Annotated in this window: 15 protein-coding genes and 2 pseudogenes; 3 read left to right on the top strand and 14 right to left on the bottom strand. The window is 60.7% G+C overall.

Going from position 1 to position 21,220, the window contains the following annotated elements:
- Positions 1-27: 27 nt before the first annotated feature.
- From ABOA88_RS11930 to mtnA, 14 genes and pseudogenes are all read right to left on the bottom strand, one after another.
- Positions 28-963, bottom strand: a complete 936-nt coding sequence (locus ABOA88_RS11930) for a phosphotransferase (protein WP_367851134.1) — start codon at positions 961-963, stop codon at positions 28-30.
- The gene (locus ABOA88_RS11925) at positions 960-2,225 is read right to left on the bottom strand and encodes a hypothetical protein (RefSeq protein WP_367851133.1); all 1,266 of its coding nucleotides are present in this window, start codon (positions 2,223-2,225) and stop codon (positions 960-962) included. Before ABOA88_RS11925 ends, ABOA88_RS11930 begins: the two co-directional genes overlap by 4 nt.
- The gene (locus ABOA88_RS11920) at positions 2,225-3,478 is read right to left on the bottom strand and encodes a flippase (RefSeq protein ID WP_440127977.1); all 1,254 of its coding nucleotides are present in this window, start codon (positions 3,476-3,478) and stop codon (positions 2,225-2,227) included. Before ABOA88_RS11920 ends, ABOA88_RS11925 begins: the two co-directional genes overlap by 1 nt.
- 420 nt (positions 3,479-3,898) lie before the next feature.
- Positions 3,899-4,171: pseudogene (locus tag ABOA88_RS11915) on the bottom strand (IS5/IS1182 family transposase); the annotation flags it as partial.
- A gap of 64 nt (positions 4,172-4,235) precedes the next feature.
- A pseudogene (locus tag ABOA88_RS11910) lies at positions 4,236-5,660 on the bottom strand (MBL fold metallo-hydrolase RNA specificity domain-containing protein).
- Positions 5,661-5,974: 314 nt separating this feature from the next.
- Positions 5,975-6,238 carry a LapA family protein gene (locus tag ABOA88_RS11905; RefSeq protein ID WP_367851131.1) on the bottom strand — a complete coding sequence of 88 codons (264 nt, stop codon included), beginning with the start codon at positions 6,236-6,238 and terminating at the stop codon, positions 5,975-5,977.
- 19 nt (positions 6,239-6,257) lie between these two features.
- Positions 6,258-6,557, bottom strand: a complete 300-nt coding sequence (ihfB, locus tag ABOA88_RS11900) for an integration host factor subunit beta (RefSeq protein ID WP_367851130.1) — start codon at positions 6,555-6,557, stop codon at positions 6,258-6,260.
- 341 nt (positions 6,558-6,898) lie between these two features.
- Entirely contained in the window at positions 6,899-8,578 is a 1,680-nt protein-coding gene (gene rpsA, locus ABOA88_RS11895; RefSeq protein WP_043206589.1) for a 30S ribosomal protein S1, read from the bottom strand.
- Between the two features lie 124 nt (positions 8,579-8,702).
- A complete protein-coding gene (cmk, locus tag ABOA88_RS11890; RefSeq protein ID WP_196169493.1) occupies positions 8,703-9,389 on the bottom strand; it encodes a (d)CMP kinase in 687 nt (228 codons plus the stop codon).
- Positions 9,386-11,626 (bottom strand): bifunctional prephenate dehydrogenase/3-phosphoshikimate 1-carboxyvinyltransferase, encoded by a 2,241-nt coding sequence (locus tag ABOA88_RS11885; protein WP_196169494.1) that lies wholly within the window; start codon positions 11,624-11,626, stop codon positions 9,386-9,388. Before ABOA88_RS11885 ends, cmk begins: the two co-directional genes overlap by 4 nt.
- A 118-nt stretch (positions 11,627-11,744) precedes the next feature.
- Positions 11,745-12,839, bottom strand: a complete 1,095-nt coding sequence (gene pheA / locus ABOA88_RS11880; RefSeq protein WP_023379266.1) for a prephenate dehydratase — start codon at positions 12,837-12,839, stop codon at positions 11,745-11,747.
- Positions 12,839-13,924: a 3-phosphoserine/phosphohydroxythreonine transaminase gene (gene serC / locus ABOA88_RS11875; protein WP_168166382.1), complete on the bottom strand. Its 1,086-nt coding sequence runs from the start codon at positions 13,922-13,924 to the stop codon at positions 12,839-12,841. The genes pheA and serC overlap by 1 nt, the downstream gene beginning before the upstream one ends.
- Positions 13,925-14,099: 175 nt before the next feature.
- Positions 14,100-16,871: a DNA gyrase subunit A gene (gene gyrA, locus ABOA88_RS11870; RefSeq protein ID WP_367851129.1), complete on the bottom strand. Its 2,772-nt coding sequence runs from the start codon at positions 16,869-16,871 to the stop codon at positions 14,100-14,102.
- Between the two features lie 277 nt (positions 16,872-17,148).
- Positions 17,149-18,225 (bottom strand): S-methyl-5-thioribose-1-phosphate isomerase, encoded by a 1,077-nt coding sequence (mtnA, locus tag ABOA88_RS11865; RefSeq protein WP_196169496.1) that lies wholly within the window; start codon positions 18,223-18,225, stop codon positions 17,149-17,151.
- A gap of 109 nt (positions 18,226-18,334) precedes the next feature.
- On the opposite strand from mtnA, the gene ABOA88_RS11860 reads away from it, so the two are divergent.
- The 3 genes from ABOA88_RS11860 to mupP all read left to right on the top strand — a co-directional run bounded on the left by ABOA88_RS11860 (position 18,335) and on the right by mupP (position 21,091).
- A complete protein-coding gene (locus ABOA88_RS11860; RefSeq protein WP_367851128.1) occupies positions 18,335-19,657 on the top strand; it encodes a TRZ/ATZ family hydrolase in 1,323 nt (440 codons plus the stop codon).
- Between the two features lie 61 nt (positions 19,658-19,718).
- Positions 19,719-20,417: a bifunctional 2-polyprenyl-6-hydroxyphenol methylase/3-demethylubiquinol 3-O-methyltransferase UbiG gene (gene ubiG, locus ABOA88_RS11855; protein WP_070091629.1), complete on the top strand. Its 699-nt coding sequence runs from the start codon at positions 19,719-19,721 to the stop codon at positions 20,415-20,417.
- A gap of 2 nt (positions 20,418-20,419) precedes the next feature.
- Positions 20,420-21,091 carry an N-acetylmuramic acid 6-phosphate phosphatase MupP gene (mupP, locus tag ABOA88_RS11850; protein WP_196169498.1) on the top strand — a complete coding sequence of 224 codons (672 nt, stop codon included), beginning with the start codon at positions 20,420-20,422 and terminating at the stop codon, positions 21,089-21,091.
- The last annotated feature ends 129 nt before the right edge of the window (positions 21,092-21,220 follow it).

The raw sequence follows: 21,220 nt of genomic DNA, 5'->3' as shown, positions 1-21,220 counted from the left end.
CTTCGGATAACCTGCCCGACAGGCAAGTCATTCAGCAACCGTTGTGTCGAACATAGTATCAATGGCTGAAACAGCTGACTTGAATCGTTTTCGATAGCGAATCCCCGGAGTATAACTAGACACCTCAGCCGCGCTGCGGAACAGGATGTAGGCCAACCACTGCTCGCGAGAATAGCCCTCCAGATCAATATCACCCGTTGCGATAACCGACAACCAAGAGCGCGCGAGCTCTTGCTCGCGCTGGTACACCTTGAAATTCAGGTGATCGATAAATTGCGGAGCACGACTGCAGAGCCTGTCGAGATCTATCAATACCAGGTCCCCCTGCTTGCTGCGCATGATATTGCCTACATGGAAGTCCCCGTGCAGCAGCCCAAACGCCACCCTCTGCTCACAGCGCTGCACGACCTCAAATGCGTCCATACAGAAGAACCTGGCCAACCGATCAATCAGCGGTTGCCACTCGAACGCCTGCAGAGCACCCTTGCGGCTGTCCGCAATCTGGCTCAGGATCGTCACCGCCTCTTGGCTTGAGGCTGGGGATGCCAACAGTTCCATCGAATAGACAGTATCAGCATGATGACACTCGAATTCATAACCGGCCAGTGTCGGCCAACCACCGGCCCGGAGTGCTTGCCAATTCTGGTGACTCTGCGCCAGAGAATGCGCCGAGACATCCCCACCGGGGATCATGAAAAGCCTATCCGCGCAGAAGCACTGCAGCACCCCCGTCGCAGTGACAGATAGCGAGCGTATCGAGTGCTCTGCATCAATCATCAACAAGCGTTTGACTTCCTTGAAGGAAAGCCTGTTGCAGTAGCGAGCGGTAAGCCGATAAGCAACAATCAGCCACGGGAATCGTCGCCACCCCCCTCGAGCAAGGATGGTGTCTAGCAGCCGTGCAATCACCACTTGCAGTGGACGGCATAGCAACTCTATGACATCTCTAAGCAAACTACTCATTGCACAAGACCGAGAAAATAACGCTTCAGCCGAAGTGGAATGAAACGTCGCCAGCCAACCGGCACAATATAGCGCATGACTTTCAATACGCGCCCCTTCTTACCGCCCCCTACAGAGGCGCCCATATGGGCCAGCACCGCATGATTTCGATAAACTTCGACATCGCGCGGCTCAACATATCGATACCCTTGCGCACGCAAGAAGCCTTCGAGTACATACGCCATTTTCTTCGCCGAGGCGAACGTTTCTCCCTCCACAAAATCCAGTCCCAGGCGCTCCGCTAGTGCACTCAACCGCGCTGCATAGACAGGCTTAACCACTTGCTTCTGTATCGCTGAGTGATACAACAACGAGAAAAAATAATCGTCTGCCCGCGGGGTAAGAATCCCGCCTTCGGCCAGTACTTTTCGCTGCAGAATGTCGCTCTGCCATTGAGCATCGTAGTAGTTGTCCCCCACGCATCTGATATCAAACGGAACCTGCTTACCCGCCACAGTGACGGAAAGCTTATGCACGCCACCATCAGCACTCAGGACCTGCGCATTCGCCGCCGCCACGAAATCGCCGGCATGCCGACATAAAACATCGACATCTTTGTCATTTTCAAAAAAATCATTCGGCAAGAATTCGAAATTTCTTAAAACAACGTAATCACTACAGTAACGCAATACCGAAAACAACTCGGAAAAACTGGACCATCCCTGTGCACCAGCGAGATCTTCAGCGAGGGAGGTTCGAGTCGAGCGAAACTCACCATCAACAATAGCCTGGAGCCGCTCTTCACCAAATAATAAAACAGCTTGCTCATAAAATTCTTCTGGCGAGCCGCTTGAGTGGATATAATACCCACCCACTTTCTCCCTCACCGATCTCTTCAAACCAAGAATATTGGTATTGACCAGTTCGACGCTACCAGAAACCGTTTGACGATAACGATACTCCGGCGAAGTATCCTCGATGACGATACACAGGAATTCGCCACCACCCACCTGCTCTGCCTTACCTCTTACACGGCTACTGTCGACATGCTTGTAAAAGCGCTTGAAGTTTTCATCAACTTTATCGGGCGACCAGCCGATGGTGCAGACCGCAAGCACATTGAACGCCGCAGACACCTCGCGCAGAACCTGCTCATCTGCACCACGTCCCTTTTCCCAGACCACAACAATGTGCAGGTCCCGGGCTAAACCATGGGAAAAGCTTCCGTCCGCCTGCTCCAAAGAATATCCGATTTTCCCTTTCCAATATTTGCCAGACTGCATCACCCCGCCTCCTTGGAATGCCAAAGCGGATACATAATCAATGCCTTGGATTTCAGGATTGCAAGCCGTCGCAGGCGAGGATCCAGTATATCCATGAAGAAATTAGAGAACGAAAGACAGATAAGCGTCGAATACGCCGCCCCCTGTATCCCATAGCGAGGAATCATAAAAAAGTTTAGAGCGACATTGAGCAACAACGCAACAACAGTCCGATGCAAATTAAGGCGAGTCAAACCCTCCACTACAAAGTACCTGACACTCACTGATCCAAGCCCTGCAAATGCAGCAGCCCACATTGACACGCTCAGCACTTCAGCGCTGGGTAGAAATGCCTGGCCAAATGACAGCCTGATAATCGTATCGGAAAAGAAGAAACAAATAATCGCGACACTGCCCCCCCCCCAGAACACGATCGAAAACAACATGCACAGTTCTCGTTCGTACAGAGCGACATCTGTTGCTCGCGCCTTCACCAGACGTGGCAGGGCCGCGACACTCAGCACCACCGGCAACACCACCCACCCCTCATATATCTTACTGGCAGCAGAGTAGAAGCCGAGCGCTTGATGTCCGAGCATATGCTGAATCATGACTTGATCTATCCGCAGGTACAATATGACCGAAAGACTCGATAGTACCATCGGCCAAGCATCCCCAACCAATTTACGTGCCGTTTCAAAGCTGGGTCGTGCAAATGGACTGGCGCCAGACAGCCGCTGATTGAGAAACCCAAACGCCAGCGCCATCACCAACGCCTCAACGGGCACCAGCACAACGAACCACGACAAAGGCGCGCCGTAACACACCAACACCACCCTCGCGCCCCCTCCCGCCAGCAATACGGATACTTTCAACAAAGAGGATAACTTTGCCTTCTGCTGTGACTGGCAGTGATAATCGACGACATAAAGACACTGCAAAGGCACCGAAACTAATAGAATAACGACGATTTCAACGATGTCACTACTTTCACCCACTAACCTCAGGCCGGTCCATAGCGCAATCACCGCGATAACTGATCCGGCCAACATCAACCATACAGCAGTGGCCTTGAGGTCATCGGCCGATTCTGGACTTCTGGAAATTTCCCTGGTCAAAATGGAGTCCATGCCCAAGCGGGCAAACACTTGCACGATCAAGACGAGACTCAAACCGTAACTCAACAAACCAAACTGTTTAGGCCCTAGATACCGAGCCAAATAGATACCGATAAAAAAAGCAACTCCAGTTCTCACGAACTGCTCTAGAAGCATCCAGCTGGTATTTCCAGAAAACCTCATTCACCTACTCCCAGCACACCTTGATCAAGGCTCACAATGCAGATTTGTATTGCTTGGCGTACCAAGGCGCAAACGTTGTGCAGGTCATGGGGAGATAAATGCATTGATTTCATAATGAAGTGAAATAGACCATAGGGCATCGTCGCTTCACGTTCCAAAGCATCCACGTAAAGCCGACAACCAGTGCGCGCACGCCAAAGCGGCGGACCATACTACCGGGGTGCAACACCAGCTTTGGAAGGCGGACCAATTTACCAGCATGCTCGATAGACTTCACGCCTTTAGGAGGGCGGAGACAAAATCATGCCGTCAGTCCGCGAGCGAGTGTGTGCGCCTCAACGAACCATGCCTATGCCTAGCTCATGGTGAACAACCGATCATGATGCAAGGCTAGCAGGTCTTGAGCAGCGTCCGTCGACAGTGGCGCGGCGGCACGCTAAGACCTCCTTGGGTTTCAAGCAGATCGGCAACCAGTGTCCGTTCGGCAATCAGTCAAGCAGCATCGTTGCTCTGGCAACTGACGTCGGTGTGTTTGTTGTAGTCATAGCACTTGCGAGGGTCAAGTGGCTGAAAGCCCCCTTGGCGCGCTGCTTCACGCGTGTAATCCCCGCCCCAGTTTCAACGTTTTTGAAATGTATCGGGATGAGAGGTGAGACCCGTTTCAACGAGGGATGCACACACCAGGCGGGGGAGATGTTTAATTTATTTTGTCTACCACTCCTGACAGCAATCACCCTGGAAACGAAACGTCCACCATGCGCCCAACCATTGCATAGCGCTGCCTCAGAGCACGAGCCAAAGCCCGCTTGGCACTCCTCTCCCCATGCACAAGCACTATCCGCCTCGCCGGCACGCCCTGCCCCAGCGCAAACCGCACCAACCCTGCCTGGTCAGCATGGCCCGAATACCCCTCCAACGTCATCACCTTCGCGCGGATCTCATACCTTTCACCCTCCATTTCGACCGTTTCACTTCGCCCGGCCTGGATGATCGCCCCAGGGGTACCTTTGGCCTGGTACCCCACAAACAACACCTCATGCCGCGGATCACCCAGCATCGCCTTGAGGTAATTGACGATCCGCCCGCCGGAGCACATGCCATTCCCGGCAATCACAATCGCCGGTCGCCCGGTGCTCTTGAGGTAGTTGACGACCTGCAGGTGTTTGGTGTGGCTATCGACACAGACGAGCTGGTTGAAACCCAGCGGTTGGCGCCCTGCGCCCAAACGCTGCTGAGCCTCCGCATTCCAGTAACGATGCAACTCCCGGTAGGCCTGGGTAACGCGCTGGGCCAAGGGGGAGTCGAGAATGATCGGCAACCGGGACCAGTCCACAGGGTCATCACCGCCTTTCTCCTCACCACTTAGAAGCGCCTTGCGGTGGAGAATGTCCTCGAGCTCATAAAGCAGCTCCTAGGTACGCCCCAGACTAAACGCCAGATTGAGGATCGTACCGAGGTCTGCAAGCGCGCGATCGATGGCGGACGTCAACCGCTGCTGGCGCTCACTGCGATTCGGGTGCAGGCGGTCGCCATAGGTGCTTTCGAGCACCAGCAGGTCGGCTCGCTCGGGCGGCTGTTGAGGGCATAGCAAGGGATTGTCAGGCGCACCGAGGTCTCCGGAAAAGACCACGCGGGTGCTGGCGCCCTGCCGCGAATGACGGACATCATATTCGACATAGGCCGAGCCCAGTAGATGTCCGGCGCGCTGCAAGCGGATGCGGCACTGGACACCGTCATGATCGACGATGTCGTGCCATTGCCCGAACGGCGACGGAGTAATGAGGCGATTCACGAGTTCCAGAAAGCGTGCAACCTGGACGGGCTCGCGGCTGATGCCAAGCCGGTAGGCGTCTTCGAGGATGAGCGGCAGAAGCTTTGCGGAGGGCTCGCTGCGGAGGATCGGGCTGCGAAAGCCGGCGGCCAGCAGTGCGGGGATACGGCCGACATGGTCGAGGTGGACGTGGGTGATGATCAACGCCTGGATGCCGCTGATATCGAAGCCGAGTGGAGCACTTTGCGCGTCAGGTGAGGCGTCGACACCTTGCTCGATACCGCAATCGATCAGCAGGCTGATGGTGTCGTCGAGGTGGAGTTGATGACAGGAACCGGTGACAGCGCGAGTACCGCCGTGGTGCGAAAGCTTGGGGTAGTCCATTCCGTTGGGACCTTTCGAGTGCGGGCAACGAAGTGCACTATTACCCCATGCGCTTCAGTTACTGTCACATCGTGAGTTACCCGGGGGAGTGTAGGATGACTCTCTGATTGCCCGTCCTTTCGAGATTCGTGCCTTGCCTTTGGTATGCGGTGGCAGAGGTAATGCTGAGGGCGCTTCGCACCCCTTTCGCGACACAAGGCCGCTCCTACAGCATCAGCGTCGAGCCTGAAAGCTGTGCAGTACCTGTAGGAGCGGCCTTGTGTCGCGAAAGGGCTGCAAAGCAGCCCCGCCAGCGCAGAAGATCGCGTTGAGGCTTAATTGCCGGAAAGGGCCGCCTGGCGGGCCGAGGCGCGGATCTTGCGCTTGCTGCGCAGGACACCATAGGCGCCAAGCAATGGTCCGACTGCCAGGCCGACGACCAGTGCGGCAATCACCAGTACTGCTACCGGGACTGCAGGCGCTGCCCAACCGAACAGCACCAGGGACACGGCCTGCTGGTTCTCCAGGACGAAGAACAGGACCACCGCCGCCAGCAGCAGCACGAACAACGCCGCCACGGCGCGCTTGAGGTTACGCATCAGGCTGTTCCTTCTTCAATCAGTGCGAGACGTGGTCTTCTTCTTCGTTGACCCGATCACGCAGCTCCTTGCCGGGCTTGAAGTGCGGCACGTACTTGCCTTCAAGATTCACCGACTGGCCGGTCTTGGGGTTACGCCCTACCCGCGGTGAGCGGTAGTGCAAAGAAAAGCTGCCAAAACCCCGGATCTCGATGCGATCACCCGTGGCTAGGCACTGTGACATCTGTTCAAGCATGGTCTTGATGGCCAACTCCACGTCCTTGGACGAGAGCAGCCCTTGATGGGTGACAATACGTTCGATCAGCTCCGACTTCGTCATATTTTTCCCTTCGTTATCAAGCAGCTAGATCATTGCTTAACCAGTTTGTAGCACGCCCCGATGGATTTGAACAGGGTGCATCTTGACTTAATAAAAAAATTCAAGATTGCAGGGAGGTTGAGACAAAGGATGGCCAGGAGGGATTGGCTTAATTGCCACTACGGGGTGCAGCGAGTTGATTTGACGAAGGCGGAATGATTCTGGGGCTGCTTTGCAGCCCATCGCAGGCTTCGCCAACGCCGACAGAAATGGCGCGCGAGCGCGACGGTGTCGTCTACTTGTTTTTTGCGAACACAAAAAAGGGCGACCGAAGTCGCCCTTTTTTACCGATCAAACAGAACTTAGTTCTGCTTGGCCATAGCTTCGCGCAGCAGCGCAGCCATGGTGGTGTCGGCAGCAGCTTCCGGAGCGGCGTTTTTCAGGCTCTGGATAGCTTCGCGCTCTTCAGCGTCGTCCTTCGACTTGATGGACAGGCTGATAACGCGGGACTTGCGGTCGACGCTGATGATCTTGGCTTCGATCTCTTCGCCTTCCTTCAGGACGTTACGCGCGTCTTCAACGCGGTCACGGCTGATTTCGGAAGCCTTCAGAGTAGCTTCGATGTCGTCGGCCAGGGTAACGATGGCGCCTTTGGCGTCAACTTCCTTGACGATACCCTTAACGATTGCACCCTTGTCGTTCAGAGCAACGAAGTTGGAGAACGGATCGTCTTCCAGTTGCTTGATACCCAGGGAGATGCGCTCGCGCTCTGGATCAACCGACAGGATGACGGTTTCCAGCTCGTCGCCCTTCTTGAAGCGACGTACGGCTTCTTCGCCGGACTCGTTCCAAGAGATATCGGACAGGTGAACCAGACCGTCGATGCCGCCGTCCAGGCCAATGAAGATACCGAAGTCGGTGATCGACTTGATGGTACCGGTGATCTTGTCACCTTTGTTGAACTGGCTGGAGAAGTCTTCCCATGGGTTGGACTTGCACTGCTTGATGCCCAGGGAGATACGACGACGCTCTTCGTCGATGTCCAGAACCATGACTTCCACTTCGTCGCCAACCTGAACGACTTTCGACGGGTGGATGTTCTTGTTGGTCCAGTCCATTTCGGAAACGTGTACCAGACCTTCAACGCCTTCTTCCAGCTCAGCGAAGCAGCCGTAGTCGGTCAGGTTGGTAACGCGAGCCTGTACGCGAGTACCTTCTGGGTAGCGCGAGGTGATGGCAACCCACGGATCTTCGCCCATTTGCTTCAGACCCAGGGAAACGCGGTTGCGCTCACGGTCGAACTTCAGGACGCGAACATCGACTTCGTCACCAACGTTGACGATTTCCGACGGGTGCTTGATGCGCTTCCAAGCCATGTCGGTGATGTGCAGCAGGCCGTCGATACCGCCCAGGTCCACGAAGGCGCCGTAGTCGGTGAGGTTCTTGACGATACCCTTGACCTGTTGGCCTTCCTGCAGGGTTTCCAGCAGGGCTTCGCGCTCGGCGCTGTTCTCGGCTTCCAGCACGCTGCGACGGGAAACGACAACGTTGTTGCGCTTCTGGTCCAGCTTGATGACCTTGAATTCCAGCTCTTTGCCTTCCAGGTGGGTGGTATCGCGCACTGGGCGGACATCAACCAAGGAGCCCGGCAGGAACGCACGGATGCCGTTAACGTCGACAGTGAAGCCGCCCTTAACCTTACCGTTGATAACGCCCTTGACCACTTCTTCGGCGGCGAAAGCTGCTTCCAGAACAATCCAGCACTCGGCGCGCTTGGCTTTTTCACGGGACAGCTTGGTTTCGCCAAAGCCGTCTTCGACCGCGTCCAGCGCAACGTGAACTTCGTCACCGACCTTGATGGTCAGCTCGCCAGCTTCGTTGATGAACTGCTCGAGCGGGATGACGCCCTCGGACTTCAGACCAGCGTGAACGGTAACCCAGTCGCCGTCGATGTCGACAACGATACCGGTGATGATCGCGCCCGGCTGCAGATTGAGGGTTTTCAGGCTTTCTTCAAAGAGTTCTGCAAAGCTTTCGCTCATTTTAATTCCTGTAGATTCGGGCGAAACAGACGCCCATAGCCACATTCCAGACAATGTGGGTTTCGTTCATATAAAGGAAAACCGGCAGGACGTTGACTGGTGCCCCTGCCTGTTCTCCTGGCTATCAGAGCAGATCGCGCTGGGCGAGCTCGCTCCTGATACGTTGCAACACCTGCTCGATGGACAACTCGGTGGAGTCCAGTTGGATGGCATCGGCCGCTGGTTTCAGCGGGGCCACCGCACGCTGGGTGTCACGCTCATCGCGCGCACGAATCTCATCTAGCAGACTCGCCAGACTAACATCATCACCCTTGCCCTTCAACTGCAAATAGCGACGCCGTGCACGCTCCTCCGCGCTGGCGGTGAGGAACACTTTCAAGGGCGCGTCCGGGAAGACCACGGTGCCCATGTCGCGACCGTCAGCGATCAGGCCAGGCGCTTCGCGGAAGGCGCGCTGACGCTGCAGCAACGCTTCACGCACCGCTGGCAGCGAAGCGACCATCGAGGCGCCGGCGCCGACGGTTTCGGTGCGGATCACGTTGCTGACATCCTCACCCTCGAGGATGATCTGTTGCAGCTTACCCGGTTCGGCGGCGACGAATTGCACATCCAGATGGGCGGCCAAGGCCTTGAGCAACTCTTCGTTGGTCAGGTCGACGCCATGGTTGACGGCATTGAACGCCAGCAGGCGGTACAGGGCGCCGGAATCAAGCAGCCTCCAGCCCAGCTCGCGGGCCAGAATGCCCGCGACCGTGCCCTTGCCCGAACCGCTTGGCCCGTCGATGGTGATGACTGGCGCTTGCGAGCTCACGACTTGCCCTCTTCTGCGACACGAATACCAACCTCGGCGCACAGCGCCAGGAAGTTCGGGAAGGACGTGGCGACGTTGGCGCAGTCATGGATGCGGATCGGCGCGCTGGCACGCAGCGAGGCGACACTGAAGGCCATGGCGATGCGGTGGTCACCGTGACCATGCACTTCGCCACCGCCGATCTGGCCACCGTCGATGATGATGCCATCGGGGGTCGGCTCGCACTTCACGCCCAAGGTCAGCAGTCCGTCGGCCATGACCTGGATGCGGTCGGATTCCTTGACGCGCAGCTCCTCGGCGCCGCGCAGCACGGTACGCCCTTCCGCGCAGGCTGCAGCCACGAACAGCACCGGGAATTCATCGATCGCCAGCGGCACGAGGTGCTCGGGGATCTCGATACCCTTGAGCTTGGCGCCGCGCACGCGCAGGTCCGCGACCGGTTCGCCGCCAACCTCACGCTGGTTTTCCAGGGTAATGTCGCCGCCCATCAGGCGCAGGATGTCGATGACGCCGGTACGGGTCGGGTTGATGCCGACGTGCTCGAGTACCAATTCCGAACCCTCGGCGATGGACGCCGCGACCAGGAAGAACGCCGCCGAGGAGATGTCCGCCGGTACTTCGATGCGGGTTGCGCTGAGCTTGCCACCCGACGTGAGCGAAGCGACCGGGCCATTGGTCTCGACCGCATAGCCAAAGCCACGCAGCATGCGCTCGGTGTGGTCGCGGGTCGGCGCAGGCTCGGTGACGGTCGTGGTGCCTTCAGCATACAGGCCAGCCAACAGCAGGCAGGATTTGACCTGGGCACTGGCCATCGGCAGCGTGTAATTGAGCGCCTTGAGCTTGTGGCCGCCACGGATGGTCAGCGGCGGACGGCCTTCAGGGCCGGTCTCGACCACTGCACCCATCTCGCGCAGCGGGTTGGCCACACGGTTCATCGGGCGCTTGGACAGCGAGGCATCGCCGGTCATGGTGACATCGAACGGCTGGCCAGCCAGCAGGCCCGACAGCAGACGCATCGAAGTTCCGGAGTTACCCAAGTAGATCGGGCCAGGCGGCGGCTTGAGGCCGTGCAGGCCGACGCCGTGGATGGTCACACGGCCATGGTGTGGGCCTTCGATGACCACCCCCATGTCACGGAAGGCCTGCAAGGTTGCCAGGGCGTCCTCGCCCTCGAGGAAACCTTCGACCTCGGTGGTGCCTTCGGCCAGCGAGCCAAGCATGATCGAGCGATGGGAAATCGATTTGTCGCCCGGAACGCGGATCCGTCCGGACAGGCGGCCACCAGGTTGGGCCAGGAAAATCAGATCGTTGGCGTTCATAGCGTCCACATAGGCCCGGCGGGCCAGGATTTTACTGAAATGCTCGCGGGCAGCCCGGGCGCGGGTGAATACACCCAGCAGCTGGTGCCCGTCCCCTGCATCGACCGCGTCGCGCAAGGCGTCGAGATCGCTGCGAAATGTATCCAGGGTGCGCAGGACAGCCTCGCGGTTGGCGAGGAAGATGTCGTGCCACATGATCGGGTCACTGCCGGCGATTCTCGTGAAATCGCGGAAGCCTCCCGCAGCGTACCGGAAGATCTCCAGGTTTTCATTGCGCTTGGCCAGGGAATCGACCAGACCGAACGCCAGCAGGTGCGGCAGGTGGCTGGTGGCAGCCAGGACTTCGTCATGGCGTTCCACCGGCATGTGTTCCACATCGGCACCCAGCGCGCGCCACAGGCGGTCGATCAGGGCCGCGGCGGCCGGGTCGGTTTCCGGCAGCGGCGTGAGGATAACCTTGTGGCGGCGGAAGAGTGCGGCATTGGAGGCCTCCACCCCGCTCTGCTCGGAGCCGGCGATCGGGTGACCCGGGACGAAACGCGACAGGCGTCCGGCAAAGGCCTCACGCGCAGCACGCACCACATTGCCCTTGGCGCTGCCCACATCAGTGATCACTGCATCACCCAGGTCCAGGCGCGCGAGATGGGCCAGGACCTTTTCCATCGCCAGGATGGGGACGGCCAACTGGATCACATCGGCGCCGACACAGGCAGCGTCGAGGTCTTGCTCGCAGCGATCGACCACGCCGAGCGAAACGGCCAGCTTACGCGACTGGGCATCCAGGTCGACGCCGACCACCTCCCGGCACAGGCCGCTTTCGCGCAGCCCCTTGGCGAATGACCCGCCGATCAAGCCCAGGCCTACGACGACCAGGCGACCGATGATCGGCGCGGGTTTGGTTGTAACTGCATCTACCACGAGTGCGAACCCTGTTTAGAAACTATGCCAGTCAGTGAGACCGCAGGGGGCTGCAGGGCAGCCCATCGCGACACAAGGCCGCACCCACAGGTACCGCGCGAAAACCAAAGGTTTTCTATCAAAGCACCGCCTTCGGATAGGACCCCAGCACCTTGAGCGCCACAGCCTCCTGGCTGATCTTCTCCAGCACCGCCTTGATCAGCGGATCACGGTGATGGCCGACGAAGTCGATGAAGAACACGTAGGTCCATTTGCCGCTGCGCGACGGACGGGTCTCGATACGGGTCAGGTCGATGCCGTTCTCGTGGAAAGGCACCAACAGCTCGTGCAGAGCACCTGGCTTGTTGCTCATCGAGACGATGATCGAGGTCTTGTCGTCGCCGGTAGGCGGCACTTCCTGGTTGCCGATCATGAGGAAGCGCGTGGAGTTGTCCGGGCGGTCCTCGATCTTCTCGGCCAGGCGAGTCAGGCCGTACAGATTGGCCGCCATGTCGCCGGCGATGGCCGCCGAATTCCACTCGCCCTTGACCCGCTTGGCGGCCTCGGCGTTGCTGGACACCGCCACGCGCTCGACATTCGGGTAGTGCGCGTCCAGCCACTTGCGGCACTGGGCCAGGGACTGGGCGTGGGAATAGATGCGCGTGATGCTGTCGGTCTTGGTGTTCTCGCCCACCAGCAGGTGATGGTGGATGCGCAGCTCGACTTCGCCGCAGATCACCATGTCGTGCTCGAGGAAGCTGTCCAGGGTATGGCTGACCGCGCCTTCGGTGGAGTTTTCCACCGGCACCACGCCGAAGTTGACGGCACCTGCCGCCACTTCACGGAACACTTCATCGATGGCAGCCATCGGGCGGCTGACCACGGCATGACCGAAGTGCTTCATGGCCGCGGCCTGGGTGAAGGTGCCTTCAGGGCCGAGGTAAGCAACCTTGAGAGGCTCTTCCAGGGCCAGGCAGGAAGACATGATTTCGCGGAACAACCGCGCCATTTCTTCATTGTCCAGCGGCCCCTTGTTGCGCTCCATGACGCGCTTGAGCACAGCAGCCTCGCGCTCGGGCCGGTAGAACACCGGCTTCTCGCCTTCAGCCAGGGAGGCGGTCTTGACCTTGGCCACCTCCTGGGCACAACGGGCACGCTCGCTGATCAGCTCGAGGATTTTCTCGTCGAGACTGTCGATGCGTACGCGCAGCGCCTTGAGTTCCTGATCGGACATCAAGCGTGCTCCTTCTCGAATTCGGCCATGTAGGCCACCAGGGCATCGACCGCCTCAAGACCCAGGGCATTGTAGATCGAGGCGCGCATGCCGCCGACCGAACGATGGCCCTTGAGATTGAGCAGGCCACGGGCATCAGCACCGGCCAGGAAGGCTTTATCCAGGCGCTCGTCGGCCAGGCGGAACGGCACGTTCATCCACGACCGGGCATTGTGGCTGATCGGGTTGGTGTAGAACTCGCTACCGTCGATGAAACCGTACAGGCGGTCCTTCTTGGCGCGGTTGCGCTGCTCCATGGCCTCGACACCGCCCTGCTCCTTGAGCCATTCGAATACCAGGCCCGAGAGGTACCAGGAATAGGTGGCCGGGGTGTTGTACATCGAGCCGTTGTCAGCTGCGACCTTGTAGTCGAGCATGGTCGGGCAATGGCTACGGGCGCGACCGAGCAGGTCTTCGCGCACGATCACCACCACCAGGCCGCTCGGACCAATGTTCTTCTGCGCACCGGCATAGATCAGGCCGTACTGGGAGACGTCGATCGGGCGCGACAGGATGTCGGACGACATGTCGACCACCAGAGGGACGTCACCGGTCTCCGGAACCCAGTCGAACTGCAGACCACCAATGGTCTCGTTGGACGCATAGTGGACATAGGCAGCGTTCTTGGTCAGGTTCCACTCGTTCTGACCTGGGATAGCCAAGTAATCGTAAGGCTTGGCGCTAGCCGCGACGTTGACGTGACCAAAGCGGCGCGCCTCTTCGATGGCCTTCTTCGACCAGATGCCAGTCTCGATGTAGTCGGCCGTGGCGTTTTCAGGCAGCAGGTTCAGCGGGATCTCGGCAAACTGCTGGCTGGCACCACCCTGCAGGAACAGGACTTTGTAGTTGGAGGGGACGGAAAGCAGGTCGCGCAGGTCCTGCTCGGCCTTTTCGGCGATAGCCACGTAGTCGTCGCTGCGATGGCTCATCTCCATCACGGACAAGCCCTTGCCACGCCAGTCCAGCATTTCGGCCTGGGCACGCTGCAGGACAGCGTCAGGAAGCGCGGCAGGGCCTGCGCAGAAGTTAAAGGCTCGTTTGCTCACATCCACTCTCGCTCTGCCAAATAGTACAAATCTACAATCTTCGATACTGCCGAGAACCCTGCAGGAGCGGGCTTACCCGCGCCCTCAGGTAGTGCACCGCCCTTGAGGACGCTGCCTGCTGTAATCAGTCAAACGGGGCGACCATGGTCGCCCCGTTCGGGGGTGTTGCGCTGAGTTACTCCTGTGGCGCCTCTTCGGCGGCACCACCGTCGTCGACTGCATCCAGCGCATCGACCTCGACGCCCTCCTCGTCCCCGTCGATCAGCTCATCGGGATCTTCGGACGGTTCCTGAATTCGCTCCAGGCCCACCAGCGTCTCGTCGGTTGCCAGCTTGATGAGGGTCACACCCTGGGTGTTACGGCCCAGGCTGGAGACCTCACCCACACGGGTACGCACCAAGGTGCCCTGGTCAGAGATCAACATGATCTCTTCGCCTTCCTGCACCTGGATCGCACCGATCAACAGACCGTTACGCCCCTTGGTACCCATGGCGATGACGCCCTGGCCGCCACGGCCGCGACGGGGGAACTTGGACAGCGGGGTACGCTTGCCGAAACCACGCTCGGAGGCGGTGAGGATCTGCGCGCCAGACTCAGGAATCAGCATGGAGATCACCTGCTGCCCTTTGCCCAGTTTCATGCCGCGAACACCACGGGCGGTACGGCCCATTTCGCGCACCACGCTTTCGGCGAAGCGGATCACCTTGCCGGCGTCGGAGAACATCATGACTTCCTTGGCGCCGTCGGTAATGGCCGCGGCAATCAGGGTGTCACCTTCCTTGAGCTTCAGGGCGATCAGGCCACTGGAACGCGGACGGGCGAACTGGGCCAGCGGGGTCTTCTTCACGGTACCGGAGGCGGTGGCCATGAAGATGTAGGCGCCGGTCGGCTCTGCCACCCATTCCGGGGTGTCGCCGTCTTCTTCGTCGACTTCCTCGGCCTCGATCACTTCCCCTTCGAGCACGGTGTCGTCGGCATCCTCCAGCTCTTCGTCGCCATCGGCGTTCTGCTGAAGGGCTTCGAGGTCGATCTGCAGCATGGCGGTGATGCGCTCACCTTCTTCCAGTGGCAGCAGGTTGACCAGCGGACGACCACGGGCGGCGCGGGACGCTTCGGGAATCTCGTAGGTCTTGAGCCAGTACACCTTGCCCTTGCTGGAGAACAGCAGCAGGGTGGCGTGGCTGTTGGCGACCAGCAGGTGCTCGATGTAATCCTCATCCTTCACGCCAGTGGCCGACTTGCCTTTGCCGCCACGGCGCTGGGCCTGGTAGGCGGACAGCGGCTGGGTCTTGGCATAGCCGCCGTGGGAAATGGTCACCACGCGCTCTTCTTCCGGGATCATGTCGCCGTAGCTGAGGTCGTGGGTGGCGTTGAGGATTTCGGTGCGACGGGCATCGCCGTACTCGGCGCGGATCGCTTCGAGTTCTTCGCGGATCACTTCCATCAGGCGCTCGGCGCTGCTCAGGATGCGGATCAGCTCGCCGATCTGCTCCAGAATCTCCTGGTACTCGGCCAGCAGCTTCTCGTGCTCCAGGCCGGTCAGGCGGTGCAGGCGCAGGTCCAGGATAGCCTGGGCCTGTTCCGGCGAAAGGTAATACTTGCCATCACGCAGGCCGTACTGCTCCGGCAGGTCTTCCGGACGACAGGAATCGGCACCGGCACGCTCGACCATGACCTGCACGGCGCTGGATTCCCAGGCAGTGCTGACCAAGGCTTCCTTCGCCTCGGAAGGGGTTGGCGAGGCCTTGATCAGGGCGATCACCGGGTCGATGTTGGACAGCGCAACCGCCTGACCTTCAAGAATGTGCCCACGTTCACGCGCCTTGCGCAGCTCGAACACGGTACGGCGGGTCACCACTTCACGGCGGTGGCGGACGAACGCCTCGAGCAGGTCCTTGAGGTTGAGCAGACGCGGACGGCCGTCGATCAGCGCAACCATGTTGATGCCGAACACGCTCTGCAGCTGGGTCTGCGAATAGAGGTTGTTGAGCACCACCTCCGGCACCTCGCCGCGACGCAGCTCGATGACGATGCGCATGCCGTCCTTGTCGGACTCATCGCGCAGCTCGGTGATGCCTTCGATCTTCTTCTCTTTGACCAGCTCGGCGATTTTTTCGATCAACCGCGCCTTGTTCAGCTGGTACGGCAACTCGGTGACGACGATCTGCTGGCGACCGCCGGTCTTGTCCTTGTCGATGTCCTCGATCTCGGAGCGGGCGCGCATGTAGATGCGGCCACGGCCGGTGCGGTAGGCCTCGATGATGCCTTGGCGGCCGTTGATCAGGCCGGCAGTTGGGAAATCGGGACCGGGGATGAACTGCATCAGCTCATCGATCGACACCTCGGGATTGTCGATCAGCGCCAGGCAGCCGTCGATGACCTCGCCCAGGTTGTGCGGCGGGATGTTGGTCGCCATGCCCACGGCAATACCGCTGGAACCGTTGACCAGCAGGTTGGGGATCTTGGTCGGCATGACCGCCGGAATCTGCTCGGTGCCGTCATAGTTGGGCACCCAGTCGACGGTTTCCTTGTGCAGGTCGGCCAGCAGCTCGTGGGCCAGCTTGGCCATGCGCACTTCGGTGTATCGCATGGCCGCGGCGTTGTCGCCGTCGACCGAACCGAAGTTGCCCTGGCCATCGACCAGCAGGTAACGCAGCGAGAAGGGCTGGGCCATACGCACGATGGTGTCGTAGACCGCAATGTCGCCGTGGGGGTGGTACTTACCGATGACGTCACCGACCACACGCGCGGACTTCTTGTACGGCTTGTTCCAGTCGTTGCCCAGTTCGCTCATCGCGTAGAGAACGCGGCGATGCACGGGCTTCAAGCCGTCACGCGCATCGGGCAGCGCACGCCCGACAATCACGCTCATCGCGTAGTCGAGGTAAGACTGTCTCAGTTCGTCTTCGATATTGACCGGGAGGATTTCTTTGGCCAGTTCGCCCATGAGAAGCCTGATTCCTTTTTCTGGTGAAACTTCGTCGTTTCCCTCGTAGGACGAACGAAGCTCGCCGCCGCACGCAAAGGGGTGCGACGACTTACGACAAATCAATGAGTTGAGCCATGGATCTGCGCAATGAAGGCCGCCTCAACGAGCGGCCCTGGAAACTGCCGGATGGTATCACAAAGGCGTGGGGCGTGGGAGATATGGCAGGTTGCCGCTGCGCCAGGAAAAACGCTGTTTTTCCTCCCCCCAGGTCAGATCACCGTAAAATCCCGAGCGGTCAGTGCAAACGCTTGCGACAAATCAACTGGGCAATCTTGGCGGTATCAGGCCGCTCTACCACGCCTCGCTCGGTCACGATCACATCGACCAAGTCCGCGGGCGTCACATCGAATACCGGATTGAACACCTCCACCTCGGCTGCCACACGGTTGCCCGCTATATCCAGCAGCTCGTCGGCCTCGCGCTCCTCAAGGGGAATGTCCTCGCCGGTGGCCAGGTTCAGGTCGATGGTGGTGCTCGGCGCCACCACCATGAAGCGCACGCCATGGTGCATGGCCGCGACCGCCAGTTGGTAGGTGCCGATCTTGCCAGCCACATCGCCATTGGCGGCGATGCAGTCAGCGCCCACCACCACCCAGGTGATGCCCTTGGTCTTCATCAGGTGGGCCATCGCAGAATCCGCGCACAGGGTCGCCGGGATGCCTTCGTGAGCCAGCTCCCAGGCGGTGATGCGCGAGCCGTGCAGCCAGGGGCGGGTTTCGCCGGCGTAGACCCGCTCCACCATGCCCTCAAGGTAGGCTGCGCGGATCACCCCCAGTGCCGTGCCGAAACCGCCACTGGCCAGGGCACCGGCGTTGCCGTAGGTGAGGATGGTCTGCGCGTTGCCCTGCTGGCGGCGAATCAGCTCCAGGCCGTGCTGGGCCATGGTCAGGTTGGCTTCGCGGTCGCTTTCATGGATAGCCACCGCTTCGGCCTCCATGACCGCCAGCACGTCTTCGTCTGCGCGCAGACGCTGCAGGCGCTCACGCATGCGGTTGAGCGACCAGAACAGGTTGGCCGCCGTGGGCCGGGCTTCGGCAAGGGCAAGGAAATCTTCCTCCAGCGCGTGCTCCCAGTCCTCCCCTTCGGCCAGGCGCTGGCGCAGGGCAAGCACCAGGCCGTAGGCAGCGCTGATGCCGATGGCCGGCGCACCGCGCACCGCCATCTGGCGGATCGCGTCGACTACCGCCGTCACGTCGGTGCAGGCCAACCAATGCTCACGGACAGGCAGCAGGCGCTGGTCGAGCAGATGCAAGGTGCCATTGCGCCACTGGATGCCGGTCACCTTCTCCGCCGCCAAAAGTCGCTCGCGCATCGCCTCTCCCCGTCGTTCGCTGATCAAAAGCGGCCGATTATAGCGAGCCTCAGCCCTGGACGCTCGGGTATACTGCGCGCTTCACTCAACCGAACCAGGTGCCCCTCGCATGCCCACAGCCCCCTCCCCCCTCGACCTGCTGCTCGTACCGGGCTGGCTGGTCCCCGTGGAGCCGGCCGGTGTGGTACTCAAGGAGCACGCCCTGGGCATCCGTGACGGGCTGATCGCCTGGCTCGGTCCACGTGACCGGGCACCGGTCGCACGGGAAGTACGCGAGTTGCCCGACTGCCTGCTGTGCCCCGGCCTGATCAACGCCCATGGCCACGCCGCTATGACCCTGCTGCGCGGGCTGGCCGACGACCTGCCGTTGATGACCTGGCTCAAGGAGCACATCTGGCCGGCCGAAGGCCGCTGGATCGATGAAGCCTTCGTGCGCGATGGCACGGACCTGGCCATCGCCGAGCAGCTCAAGGGCGGCATCACCTGCTTCGCCGACATGTATTTCTTCCCGCGGGAGGCCTGCGACCGCGTGCACCGCAGCGGTATCCGCGCCCAGATCGCCGTCCCTCTGCTGGACTTCCCCATCCCTGGTGCCCGCACGCCCGACGAAGGCCTGCACCAGGCCATCGAGCTGTTCGATGACCTGCGCCACCACCCACGCATCAGTGTCGCCCTGGGGCCTCACGCGCCCTATACGGTCAGCGATCAGAACCTTGAGAAGATCCGCGTCATCGCCGACCAGCTCGACGCCCCGCTGCACATGCATATCCACGAGACCGCCGGCGAAGTCGAACAAGCCTTGGCCGAGAACGGCGAGCGCCCGCTCGCGCGCCTGGCCCGTCTCGGCCTGCTGGGCCCAAGGCTGCAGGCGGTGCACATGACCCAGGTCAGCGACGATGACCTCACCCTGCTGGTAGAAAGCGACACCAGCGTTGTCCATTGCCCCGAGTCCAACCTCAAGCTGGCCAGTGGCTTCTGCCCGGTGGAACGGCTATGGCAGGCCGGGGTCAACGTGGCGGTGGGCACCGACGGTGCGGCCAGCAACAACGATCTGGATCTGCTCGGCGAAACCCGCACCGCGGCCCTGCTGGCCAAGGCGGTCGCCGGCTCCGCCACCGCCCTGGATGCCCACCGGGCCCTGCGCATGGCCACCTTGAATGGTGCCCGCGCCCTGGGTCTGGAGGCGGTCACCGGCTCGCTGGAGCTGGGCAAGGCCGCCGACCTGGTGGCCTTCGACCTCTCGGGGCTGGCCCAGCAACCCGTGCACGACCCGGTTTCGCAACTGATCTACGCCACAGGCCGCGACTGCGCGCGGCATGTCTGGGTCGCCGGCCACCAACTGCTCGACGACCGACGCCTGACGCAGATGGACGAACAGGCCCTGACGGCCACGGCGCGCGCCTGGGGCGCGCGCATAGCAGGCCACGAATGACGGCCGCAAGCCTTGGGTTTGCGCCTGTAACACTTTTATCGAAGATTCAGAGGATTGTTCCATGAGCAACGTCGACCACGCCGAAATCGCCAAGTTCGAAGCCCTGGCTCACCGCTGGTGGGACCGCGAGAGCGAGTTCAAGCCGCTTCACGACATCAACCCACTGCGGGTCAACTGGATCGACGAGCGCGTAGGCCTGGCCGGTAAGAAGGTCCTGGACGTCGGCTGCGGCGGCGGCATCCTCAGCGAGGCCATGGCCCTGCGTGGCGCCAGCGTCACTGGCATCGACATGGGCGAGGCGCCATTGGCAGTGGCCCAACTGCACCAGCTGGAGTCCGGCGTCGAGGTCGAGTACCGCCGCATCACCGCCGAAGACATGGCCGAGGAAATGGCCGGCCAGTTCGACGTGGTCACCTGCCTGGAAATGCTCGAGCACGTGCCTGACCCCTCCTCGGTGATTCGCGCCTGCCATCGCCTGGTCAAGCCGGGCGGCCAGGTGTTCTTCTCGACCATCAACCGCAACCCCAAGGCGTACCTGCTGGCGATCATCGGCGCCGAATACGTGCTCAAGATGCTGCCGCGCGGCACCCACGACTTCAAGAAGTTCATCCGCCCGTCGGAGCTGGGCGCCTGGAGCCGCGTCGCGGGCCTCGAGGTGAAAGACATCATCGGCCTGACCTACAACCCGCTGACCAAGCACTACAAACTCAGCAGCGACGTCGACGTCAACTACATGATCCAGACCCTGCGCGAGGAATGAGCATGCGTTTGCGAGCAGTACTCTTCGACATGGACGGCACCCTGCTGGACACGGCGCCGGACTTCATCGCCATCTGCCAGGCCATGCTGGCCGATCGTGGCCTGCCGGCCATCGATGACCAGCGCATTCGCGACGTGATTTCAGGCGGCGCCCGGGCCATGGTCGCAGCCACCTTCACCATGGATCCGGACGCCGAAGGCTTCGAAGCTCTGCGCCTGGAGTTCCTGGAGCGTTACCAACGCGACTGCGCCGTGCACAGCAAGCTGTTCGACGGTATGGCCGAGCTGCTCCAGGACATCGAGAAAGGCAACCTGCTGTGGGGCGTGGTCACCAACAAGCCAGTGCGCTTCGCCGAGCCGATCATGCAGCGCCTGGGCCTGGCCGAGCGCTCGGCCCTGCTCATCTGCCCGGACCACGTGAAAAACAGCAAGCCCGACCCCGAGCCGCTGATCCTCGCCTGCAAGACCCTGGACCTGGACCCGGCCAGCGTCCTGTTCGTCGGCGATGACCTGCGCGACATCGAGTCCGGCCGTGATGCCGGCACCCGCACGGCGGCGGTGCGTTATGGCTATATTCATCCCCAGGACAACCCCAACAACTGGGGAGCCGACGTGGTTGTGGACCACCCGCTGGAACTGCGCAAGGTGATCGACAGCGCCCTGTGCGGGTGCTGACCACTGATGCGACCCCAAGCGAAGCCCTGTGGGAGCGGGCTCACCCGCGAATGCGCCCGGCCAGGCAACATCGGTGCCTGATCGTACGTATTCGCGGGTAAACCCGCTCCCACAGGGGACCGTGCAAGA

This window comes from Pseudomonas sp. PKS, from assembly GCF_051913525.1.
Classification (GTDB): Bacteria; Pseudomonadota; Gammaproteobacteria; order Pseudomonadales; family Pseudomonadaceae; genus Aquipseudomonas; species Aquipseudomonas guariconensis_D.
Note: the sequence above shows the minus strand (reverse complement) of the source record. Positions and strands in the feature narration are given on the sequence as shown.